The 9,530-nt window shown below is 71.7% G+C and carries 11 protein-coding genes; 4 read left to right on the top strand and 7 right to left on the bottom strand.

From position 1 onward, the window contains the following. The 4 genes from AC1D1T_RS26495 to AC1D1T_RS26480 form a co-directional block, all read left to right on the top strand. Nucleotides 1-1,230 (top strand): secretin GspD/PilQ domain-containing protein (locus tag AC1D1T_RS26495; RefSeq protein WP_477992804.1); only part of this gene is annotated, 1,230 nt, incomplete at its 5' end. A gap of 123 nt (nucleotides 1,231-1,353) precedes the next feature. Beyond that, entirely contained in the window at nucleotides 1,354-2,487 is a 1,134-nt protein-coding gene (locus AC1D1T_RS26490) for an ABC transporter substrate-binding protein (RefSeq protein ID WP_477825700.1), read from the top strand. Nucleotides 2,488-2,506: 19 nt separating this feature from the next. After that, nucleotides 2,507-3,652, top strand: coding sequence for an ABC transporter substrate-binding protein (locus AC1D1T_RS26485; RefSeq protein ID WP_477825699.1), 1,146 nt, complete (start codon nucleotides 2,507-2,509; stop codon nucleotides 3,650-3,652). Nucleotides 3,653-3,663: 11 nt separating this feature from the next. Then, nucleotides 3,664-3,960: a hypothetical protein gene (locus AC1D1T_RS26480; protein ID WP_477825698.1), complete on the top strand. Its 297-nt coding sequence runs from the start codon at nucleotides 3,664-3,666 to the stop codon at nucleotides 3,958-3,960. Between the two features lie 21 nt (nucleotides 3,961-3,981). On the opposite strand, the gene AC1D1T_RS26475 is transcribed toward AC1D1T_RS26480, so the two are convergent. From AC1D1T_RS26475 to AC1D1T_RS26445, 7 genes are all read right to left on the bottom strand, one after another. Then, a complete protein-coding gene (locus AC1D1T_RS26475; protein WP_047509774.1) occupies nucleotides 3,982-4,194 on the bottom strand; it encodes a hypothetical protein in 213 nt (70 codons plus the stop codon). Nucleotides 4,195-4,262: 68 nt separating this feature from the next. Beyond that, nucleotides 4,263-6,092 (bottom strand): protein-disulfide reductase DsbD, encoded by a 1,830-nt coding sequence (gene dsbD / locus AC1D1T_RS26470; RefSeq protein WP_477825697.1) that lies wholly within the window; start codon nucleotides 6,090-6,092, stop codon nucleotides 4,263-4,265. A 12-nt stretch (nucleotides 6,093-6,104) separates the two neighbouring features. Next, nucleotides 6,105-7,241, bottom strand: a complete 1,137-nt coding sequence (locus tag AC1D1T_RS26465; protein ID WP_477825696.1) for a DUF3570 domain-containing protein — start codon at nucleotides 7,239-7,241, stop codon at nucleotides 6,105-6,107. Next, nucleotides 7,228-7,452 (bottom strand): DUF4266 domain-containing protein, encoded by a 225-nt coding sequence (locus AC1D1T_RS26460; protein ID WP_047509768.1) that lies wholly within the window; start codon nucleotides 7,450-7,452, stop codon nucleotides 7,228-7,230. The genes AC1D1T_RS26465 and AC1D1T_RS26460 overlap by 14 nt, the downstream gene beginning before the upstream one ends. Before the next feature lie 28 nt (nucleotides 7,453-7,480). Then, nucleotides 7,481-7,984 (bottom strand): TlpA family protein disulfide reductase, encoded by a 504-nt coding sequence (locus AC1D1T_RS26455; protein ID WP_477825695.1) that lies wholly within the window; start codon nucleotides 7,982-7,984, stop codon nucleotides 7,481-7,483. Beyond that, nucleotides 7,981-8,376 (bottom strand): hypothetical protein, encoded by a 396-nt coding sequence (locus AC1D1T_RS26450; protein ID WP_047509764.1) that lies wholly within the window; start codon nucleotides 8,374-8,376, stop codon nucleotides 7,981-7,983. The genes AC1D1T_RS26455 and AC1D1T_RS26450 overlap by 4 nt, the downstream gene beginning before the upstream one ends. Beyond that, nucleotides 8,373-9,530: S8 family serine peptidase (locus tag AC1D1T_RS26445; protein ID WP_477992803.1), on the bottom strand; the 1,158-nt coding region annotated here is incomplete at its 5' end. The genes AC1D1T_RS26445 and AC1D1T_RS26450, both read right to left, overlap by 4 nt.

The raw sequence follows: 9,530 nt of genomic DNA, 5'->3' as shown, positions 1-9,530 counted from the left end.
CGCCTGAACGCGCTGCTGGTGCGCGCCCCGAACCCCGCCCGCCTGGCCGCGATCCGCGCGCTCGTCGCGCAACTCGACCGGGCCGGCGGCGGCGGCGTTGCCGGCGGCAACATCCATGTCATCTACCTGAAGAATGCCGAGGCGACGCGGCTGGCCACCGTGCTGCGCGCCGCCGCGGCGAACGACGCCGGCCGGGTGTCGGCCACCGGCGGCGGCACCAGCCCGGGCGCGRCACCGATCATGGCGCAGGCGGCCGCGGCCAGCCCCGCCGGAAGCGGTGGCAACGGCGGCAGCTCGTCGGCATCGGCCCAGTCCACCGCGCCGGTCAGCGCCGCCGCGCAGCCGTCGACCGGCGGCTACATCCAGGCCGACCCGGCCGCCAATGCGCTGATCATCACCGCCCCCGAGCCGCTGTTCCGCGAGCTGCGCGCGGTGGTGGAACTGCTCGACACCCGGCGCGCCCAGCTCTACGTCGAATCGCTGGTGGTCGAGGTCGACGCGGCCAAGGCGCTCGACATCGGGCTGCAATGGAAGCAGATCTTCAGCATCAGCCAGAGCAGCCTGAGCACGCTGACGCTGGGCAACGTGGCGTCGGCGCTCGAGTCGATGTCGGGCACCAACATCCTGTCGACCGCCAACGTCGTCACGCTCGACAACGAGGAGGCGAAGATCGTGGTCGGACAGAACGTCCCCTTCGTCACCGGCAGCTACACGACCGGCAGCAGCGCGAGCCCGTTCCAGACGGTCGAGCGCAAGGACGTGGGCATCACCTTGCGCATCCGCCCGCAGATCGGCCAGAACGGCAGCATCCGCATGACGATCTTCCAGGAGTCGTCGTCGGTGAGTTCGACGGCGACGCCGGGCACCAGCAACGCCGGGCCGGCCACCAACAAGCGCTCGATCGAATCCACCGTGATGGTGAACGACGGCAGGATCGTCGTGCTGGGCGGCCTGATCGAGGACGCCTACGAGAGCGATGCCGGCAAGATCCCGTTCCTCGGCGACATCCCGCTGCTGGGCGGCCTGTTCCGCTACCTGAACCGCACGCGCCGCAAGACCAACCTGGTGGTGTTCCTGCGCCCGCACGTGATGGCCGACGAAGCGGCGCTGGACGCGACGTCGCTGGACCGCTACGACTACATCCGCGCGCGCCAGCGCGAGCTGCCGCAGGACGTGCGCCAGGTGTTGCCGCAGGACGATCTCCCGGTGCTGCCGGCCGCGCAGCCGTGACCTCGGTCACGCTTGCGCCGCCCACATTCGCCGGTCAGGGCGTGGTCGACGCGCGGTCATGCGGACCGGGCAGGGGTTCCCTACATTCGCGGCTCGTTTGCACCCAGCCCGAGGTTCCCCCCGATGCAGTCTTCCCATCGCCCCCCGGCATCCCTGCTGATGCGCGCCGCCGGCCTGGCCGCGCTGCTGCTGTCGCAAGCGGCCCTGGCCGACATCGTCGTCGGCCAGGTGGCGCCGTTCAGCGGCCCGCAGGCCGTCACCGGCAAGGCCGTGCACGCCGGGGCGCTGCTCTGGTTCGATGCGGTGAATGCGCGCGGCGGCATCAAGGGCCAGCGCATCCGCTTCGTGACGCGCGATGACGCGCAGAAGCCCGACCAGACGGTCCGCCTCGTCAAGGAGCTGATCGAGAAGGAGTCGCCGGTCGCCCTGCTGGGCACCATCGGCACCACCAACCTCGAGGCGCTGGCGGCCGACGGCGTGCTGGTGCGCACGCACGTCGGCATGGTCGGCGCGATCTCCGGCGCCGCCTCGGTGGCGAGCGCCGACGGCATGCTGGTCGTCAAGGCGAGCTACCACGACGAGGTGAACCGGCTGCTGGGCCAGCTGTCGCACCTGGGCATCCGCCGCGTCGGCCTGGTCTACCAGGACGACGGCCTGGGCAAGGACGTGCTGGCCGGCGCGCAGGCGGCCGCAGGCCGCTTCGGCATGACGCTGGTCGCGCGTGCCGGCTACCCGCGCAACACGATCGAGGTGGGCAGCGCAGTCGACCAGATGATCACGGCCGCGCCCGAGGTGGTCGTGCTGGGCGCCACCACCGCGGCCGCCATCGAGTTCACGCGCCGCTACGAGGTCGCCGGCGGCCACGCGCTGCTGTACGGCATGTCGATCATCGACACCGATGCGCTGCTGAAAGCGCTGGGCACGCAACGCGCCCGCGGCTACGCCTTCTCGATCGTGCTGCCGCAGACGTCGCAGCCGAGCCTGTCGATCGTGCGCGAGTACCTGGCCCTGCAGGCCGCGACGCCCAGCCCGGACCTGTCGGCCCGCTCGATGGAAGGCTTCATCGCCGCGAAGGCGCTCGTCACGTCGCTGGAGAAGACGCCGCGCATCACGCCCGAGGCCGTCACCGCGACCTTGCGCAGCTCGCCCCCGCTCGACCTGGGCGGCTACGTGCTGGACTTCAGCACGCGCGGGCGCGGCGGCTCGCACTACGTGAACTTCGGCATCTTCGGCATCAACGGCCGCATCGTCCAGTAACCGACAGCCCCTTCCGATCATGCAAGCAGTACACATCCGCCGACACCTCGCCCTGTTCGCCATCGCCTCCTCGTTCGGCCTGGGCAGCCAGGCCGCCGAGCAGGACCTGGTGGGCAACACCGTCCTGCTCGGCCAGTCGGCGCCGTTCAGCGGACCGTCGTCGCAGGTGGCCACCGAGTTCAACCTCGGCGCGCGCACCTACTTCCAGTCCGTCAACGAAGCCGGCGGCGTGAACGGTCGCAAGATCGAGCTGCGCACCAAGGACGACGCCTACGACCCGGCGCGCACCGCGCAGAACACGCACGACCTGATCGATAAGGATGGCGTGCTCGCGCTGTTCGGCTACATCGGCACCTCGACCACGCTGGCGGCGCTGCCGGTGCTCACCGCCGCGCAGGTGCCGCTGTTCGCGCCGGCCTCGGGCGCCGCCGCGCTGCGCGAGCCGTTCAACCGCTACGTCTTCAACCTGCGCGCCGGCTATGCCGAGGAGGCCGAGCACATCGTCGAGCAGCTGAGCGTCACCAACCTGACGCACATCGCGGTGTTCCACCAGAGCGATGCCTTCGGCACCGCCGGCATGGAAGCGGTGGCCCAGGCCGGCAGGAAGCGCAAGCTCGCGATGGGCACCATGGCGACCATCGCGCGCGACAGCACCGACGTGGCGGCGCCCGCGAAGGCCCTGCTGGCGGCGCACCCCGATGCGGTGGTGCTGGTCAGCTCCTACGCCTCGTGCGCGGCGCTGATCCGGGAGATGCGCAAGGGCGGCTTCAAGGGCCAGTTCGTCAGCCTGTCGTACGTCGGCGGCAAGTCGCTGGCCGACGAGCTGGGCAGCGCCGGCGCCGGCCTGCAGGTCTCGGAAGTGGTGCCGTTCCCGTGGGCGGAGGCGAGCCCGATCCAGCGCGAGTATGCGCAGGCGATGCGCAAGGCCGGCGTGCCGACGCGCAGCTTCCATTCGATGGAGGGCTTCATCGCCGCGAAGACGATGACCGAGGCCCTGCGCCGCGCCGGGCACGCACTGACGCGCGCCAAGCTGATCAGCACGCTGGAAACGATGCACGACTGGGACGCGGGCGGCTACCACGTGACGTTCAGCCCCGAGACCCACAACGGCGGCCACATGGTGGAGATGACGATGCTCGGCTCGGACGGCCGCTTCCTGCACTGACGCGCCCGCGCATGCTGGACGCTGGGTGGGCGACCCCGCCGGAGTTCGACGCCATCCGCTCAGAGCCGGACCTGCGCGCCTTCGTCGAGCGCTTCCGCCTGAAGGCCTTGCGGGCGCATCCGGCTTCGGCGCAGACGCTGGGCGAGTGGAGCGGCGCAATCGACGGCCGCGCGGTGTTCGTGCGCAGCCGCCGCGTCGCGGCACCGCACGGGCCGCGCGGAGCGTGGGTGCAGCAGGTGAGCCTGACGGTCGGCACGGCGGCCGGCGGCCCGCTGTCGGAGCGGACGCTGTACTTCGCCGTGGCGTGAGTTCAGGCGGAGAGCCGCACCTCAGTTCACCCGCGCCGGCGGCAGCGCCGGCATCCTGAACAGGCGTCCGTCGGGCAGCACGACGAAGTGGCAGGTGCTGCCCGGTCGCTCGGTGACGGTCATCGACGCGCTGCGCCACGAGCGCATGTCGGTGGGGTGAGGTTCGCGCAGGTCACGCAGCGTGATGGCGGCGTGGGCTGGCGCGGCATTCGGTGCGGCTTGATATGTGTTCATGTGTTCATTTTGTTGAGCACATGAAAGGAGCCGGCATCACCGGCGAACCGGTGTGCAGCAGTGCGAAATCAGCGCCGCGGGTCGAGGTGTTCGCCGAGGTGCTCACGGAAGCTCGCCGCATCCAGGAAACCCACCACCCGCGCCTCGCTGCGCTCCTCGCCGCCGGGCGGGAAGAACAGCAGCGCCGGCGGCCCGAACAGGCCGTACTTGCGCATCAGGGCCTTGTCCTGCGCGTTGTTGGCCGTCACGTCGACACGCAGCAACGTCATGCCGGCCAGCCGCTCGCGCACCGCGGCGTCGGTGAAGGTCAGCGACTCGAACTCCTTGCAGGCGACGCACCAGTCGGCATACAGGTCGACCATCACCGGCTTCGTCGACGTGCGCACCGCGGCATCGAGCGCCGCCAGGTCGGCCACCGGCTGGAACGGCAGCGCGGCCTCGCGCGTGCCGCTGGCCTGGCCCGACCCGGCGAGGTGCTGCAAGGGCTGCAGCAGGTCGCGCCCGCCGGACGCGATGCCGGCCAATTGCAGCACCGCGAGCACCGCCAGCAGCAGGCCGACGCCGCGCGTCGCCGCGCGCCCCGGCGATGCCGCACCGCCCTCGAACGCGCCGAGGTACACCGCGCTCGCCAGCAGCAGTGCCGCGGCGCCGAGCATCAGCCCCCACGACGGCAGCACCGGCGACACCATCCACAGCGCCACCGCCAGCAGCATCACGCCGAAGAAGTGCTTCACGCGGTCCATCCACCCGCCGGCGCGCGGCAGCAGCGAGCCGGCCGACACACCGACCAGCAGCAGCGGCACGCTCATGCCCGACGCGAGCGCGAACAGCGCGATGCCGCCCAGCCACACGTCGTGCGTGCGGCTGATGTAGACCAGCGCACCGGCCAGCGGCGCCGCGACGCAGGGCCCGACGATCAGCGCCGACAGGCCGCCCATCACGAACACGCCGAGGTATTGCCCGCCCTGCAGCCGGCCCGACACCTCGCTCAGCTTGCTCTGCAGCGCGTTCGGCAGCTGCAGCTCGTAGACGCCGAACATCGACAGCGACAGCCCGGCCAGCAGCAACGCGAAGGCACCCAGCACCCAGGCGTTCTGCAGCGCGGCGGCCAGCCCTTCGCCGAGCAGGCCGGCCGTCATGCCGAACGCGGTGTAGATCAGCGCCATGCCGAGCGAGTACGCGAGCGCCAGCGAGAAGCCGCGCCAGCGCGAGACCGTGCCGCGCTGCCCGACGATGATCGACGACAGGATCGGCAGCATCGGCAGCACGCAGGGCGTGAACGACAGCAGCACACCGGCCAGCAGGAACACGCCGGCCACCGTCAGCAGGCTGCGCGATTGCAGCGCGCTCGCGAAGCGGCCTGTCTCCGGCGCGGCGGGGGTGGCCGTGGCGGGTGCGGCAGCAGGAGCCGTCGACGCGGCAGGCGCAGCCGTGCTGTCCGCATCGGCCACTGCTGCCACGGTCCATCCGCCGGCACCCGGCTTCAGGTCGAACGCGTGCGAAGCCGGCGGGTAGCACAGGCCTTTCTCGGCACAGCCCTGGTGGCCCACGGTGAGGCGGAACGGCGGCGCATCGGCGGCGATGGGCAACACCATCGTGAGCTCGTCGTGGAAGATCTCGACCTCCTTCTGGAAGGTCGGGTCGAACTTGGTCTTGCCGCGCGGGATCGCCACGGCCGCGCCGGCCGCCGTGGCCGGCGCGGCCTGCACGCCCAGGCGCTCGCGGTACAGGTAGTAGCCCGGCGCGATCGCGAAGTGCATCGCGACATGCTGCGCGTCCTGCGCCTGCACGCTCAAGCGGAACGCGGCCTCCGGGTCGAGGAAGTCATCGGCCGCGAAGGCCTGCAGCGGCAGCCAAGCCGCCACCAGCAGCAGCGCTCTGATCAACAAGGTCTTCATCAACGGCCTCCGTCAAAACTGCCGGCTCACGCCGAGCTGCACCGACCGCGCGCGGAACGGCTCCAGGTTCGGCGACCCTTCGCCGCCAGCACGCCAGCTGCCACGCTGTTCGTAGGCCTCGACCTTCGCGTCGACCGTCCACAGCGCGTCGAGCTTGTACTCGGCCTTCAGCCCCAGCGTGAACGCGCCGAACGCCGACAGCCGCTGGTCGCCCGAGTTCAGCTGCCCCGGCGACAGTGCCGGGAACAGCGGCGCACCATTCGCATCGACCTGCGCCCTGGCGTAGAAATCAGCCGCCCCCTGCGTGTGATAGCGCAGCAGCGGCGTCAGCGCGAACTGCCCGCCGAGCGGCTGCACCCACTCGGCCTGCAGCGTGTGGGCCCGCACGCCGTAGCTGTCGCGGTAGGCGCGCCAGCTGCTGCGCAGCGTCGCGCCGAGGTCGGCGACGTGGTGGTTCCAGCGCGCCAGCAGCGTGGCCTGGCGCCGCCGGTCGGGGCGCACGTCGAGGTCCTTGTACGGGTCGTCGAAGTAGCCATGGCCCAGGCTGTGGCTCACATCGATCTGCACCAGGTCGACCGCCGACACCGCCTGCGTGACGCCGAGGATCACGTCGGTGCCGCTGCGCCTGCGGCTGTCGATGCCGGCGTTGCCGCCGTCGGTCGGGTGGATGCGGTCGCGGTTGGCGCCGATGCCGGCATGCCAGGTCGTGTTGTTGTCGTCGCTGGCCCAGCTGCCATTGAACGACAGCGCATCGGAGTCGTAGTCGTGCTCGCGCGAGACGCTCGCGCCGATCGAATACGACGCGCGGTCGAGGTAGTGCGTGACCCGCACGTCGCCGGCGCGGCGCGTCTCGTGCATCGTCGAGGCGCTCGAGACCGCGCTCTGCCAGCGCGGCGTCGCGCCCGACAGCGAATCCAGCACCGCCGTGCCCTCCACCGACCAGCGCGGGCCGAGCGGCGCCAGCAGGTAGAACGACGGCGAGTCGACGGTGATGCGGTGCAGGCCGGGCTGCGAATCTTCGTAGTGCAGGTGCTTCAGCGCGACCAGGCCGTGCTCCGGCGCGCCCTGCGCCTGCGCACTTGCGGCCCACACGCCGGGCAAGGCCAGCGCAGCCAGCACCAGGGCACCGCGTGCGTCAGTTGCAGCCACAGCCGCCCCCTCCCACGCCGTAGCCGCCGGAGGCCGCCTCCTTGCTGGCGTAGATGTGCTGCGCATAGCGCTCGCCGAGCGCATCGCCGGCCATCGTCATCTCGGGCCGCGCGAGCTGGCCCTTTTCCCACGGCTGCGGCGGCGCCCAGGCGGCACAGCCGCCGAGCACGGCCAGGCACAGGCAGCCGGCTGCCCGAAGCATCGGTCGCATCGAAGATCCTTGAATTGAAAAGAGGGAACTACGGGGTCGCGAGCGCCGCAGCGAGCTTGGCCTCCAGCGCCTGCCGCTCGTCGTCGCGGAAGCCCTGGTGCACCGCCAGCACCTCGCCGTTGCGGCCGATCAGCACCGAGGTCGGCATGCCCTTCACGCCGAAGCGCTTCGCCGACGCGCCGGCCGCATCGAACGCGAGGCCGAAGCGCGCGGGCAGCTGCGCGAGGAACGCATCGGCATCGGCCCGCTTCGCATCGAGGTTGATCGCGACGATCTGCAGCCCCTTCGCGCCGTACTTCGCCTGCATCTCGTTCATCCACGGGAACGACTGCCGGCACGGCCCGCACCACGACGCCCAGAAGTCGACGTAGACGAGCTTGCCCTTCAGCGCCGACAACTTCGGCGCGGCGGCCACCGCGGCCGGCAGCTCGACGTCAGGCGCCGGCTGGCCGACCTCGACCGCGAGCGCAGGCAGCGCACCCATCCCACCCGCCGCAAGCAGCGCGGCGGCCATCGTGCGCTGCCAGCTCATACGCAGCTGGCCGTGACTTCGTGGTCGTGCTGGGCGCCGATCGTCGAGGTCACGGTCACCGCCTGCCCGGCCTTCAGCGACTGCAGCTGTGCCGGCGTGAAGGTCACGCTGTGGGCGTGCGACGCGGTGCCCGTGATGTTGTAGGTCTTGTCGGTGGTCGAATCGAGGTCGGCGGCCGCGATGACCAGCACGTGGCCATGGTTGCCGGCGATCGCACCGCCGGACGAGCCGCAGCTCTGCGGGGCCGGACCGGGCGCCGGGGCGGGAGCCGGCCCCGGAGCGGGCGCCGGGCTGCCGCTGTAGTCGCTGCCGCCGCCTCCGCAGGCCTGCAGGAACAGCATCACCGTGCTGCCGGCGGCAGCTCCCAGGAATCCCTTGCGTGTCATCGTCATTGCATCGCTCCTCGTGGTCGTTCATCGACCGGTTCGACAGGCAGGCCCGTCGGCCCGCGGCGGGAAGCACACGGTCCGCGACCGTCCTGCTCCTGTCGGTGTGTGCGGGTGGGAGCGAAAAGAGTTGCAAGCGCTTCGCAGGCATTGATCGAAGCGCCGCTGCGGCTGCGTTCGAGCGCGGTGCGCACCGCAGCCGCGTCCTGCGACGGCGCGGCCTCCAGCAGCAGCGCGGCGACCGCGCTCGCATGCGCGGCCGCGAGCGACGAGCCGGAGCTGTAGTCGTAGCGGCCGCCGGGTTCGAGCGTCAGGATGTCGCGGCCGGGCGCGCGCAGCACCGCGTCGGGTGCGCCCGGCGCCGCCGGGCCGGGGCGGCTGCTGTCGACCGCGATCACGCCGGCGATGCCGGTCGGGAAGCCGTGCGGCCGGCCGTCCGGCGGCATCGCGCCGATCACGATGCGGCCGCGGCCCAGCGCATGGGTCACCAGCCGCGTGAGCAGCGGGTCGTCGGGCCCGCCCAGGCTCAGGTTGATGATGCGGGCCCCGTCGTCGATGCTCGCGCCCAGCGCCTGCGCCAGCGTGAACGAGTTGCAGCGGGCCCCGCCGCCGTCGGCTGCCACGCGCTGCCAGCACGCCTTGTAGACCGACAGCATGGCCTGCGGCGCGATGCCGACGATGCCTTGCCGGTTGTTCGCGACCGCGGCGATCACGCCGGCCACTTCGGTGCCGTGGCGGTCGGCGTCGAAGCGCGCCGCGCTGCCGTCGACGAAGTCGCGCGTCGCCGCGATGCGGCCCTGCAGGTCGGGGTGGGTGGTGTCGACGCCGGTGTCGATCAGCGCGATGCGCACGCCCTGCCCGCGCGCACGCTGGTGCGCATCGACGGCATCGAGCTCGACGAAGCCGCTTTGCAGGTCGACGTACGGATCGTTGTAGGCCGCGCCGGCCGGTGCGTGCGCCGCGTCCGGCAGGCTCAGCGTGTCGAAATCCTGCAACGGCTGCGCCAACTCGACGCGTGGATCGCGCGCCAGCGCGGCCAGCACCTGGTCGCGCTCGGCGCCGGGCGCGATCTCCAGCACCACGCAGTGCACGCGCAGTGCGCTGATCGGCCAGGCGGCGAGTTCGCGCAGCCCGTGCTCGCGCTCGATCGCCTCCAGCAC

It is taken from the genome of Rhizobacter sp. P2_H3, assembly GCF_056403355.1.
This window is presented reverse-complemented; position numbering and strand designations above follow the sequence as displayed.

Coding starts and splice junctions, on each gene's coding strand:
- AC1D1T_RS26450 (WP_047509764.1), bottom strand. CDS start 8,376: ATGACGATGACACGCAAGGGATTCCTGGGAGCTGCCGCCGGCAGCACG.
- AC1D1T_RS26460 (WP_047509768.1), bottom strand. CDS start 7,452: ATGCGACCGATGCTTCGGGCAGCCGGCTGCCTGTGCCTGGCCGTGCTC.
- dsbD (WP_477825697.1), bottom strand. CDS start 6,092: ATGAAGACCTTGTTGATCAGAGCGCTGCTGCTGGTGGCGGCTTGGCTG.
- AC1D1T_RS26490 (WP_477825700.1), top strand. CDS start 1,354: ATGCAGTCTTCCCATCGCCCCCCGGCATCCCTGCTGATGCGCGCCGCC.
- AC1D1T_RS26475 (WP_047509774.1), bottom strand. CDS start 4,194: ATGAACACATATCAAGCCGCACCGAATGCCGCGCCAGCCCACGCCGCC.
- AC1D1T_RS26485 (WP_477825699.1), top strand. CDS start 2,507: ATGCAAGCAGTACACATCCGCCGACACCTCGCCCTGTTCGCCATCGCC.
- AC1D1T_RS26480 (WP_477825698.1), top strand. CDS start 3,664: ATGCTGGACGCTGGGTGGGCGACCCCGCCGGAGTTCGACGCCATCCGC.
- AC1D1T_RS26455 (WP_477825695.1), bottom strand. CDS start 7,984: ATGAGCTGGCAGCGCACGATGGCCGCCGCGCTGCTTGCGGCGGGTGGG.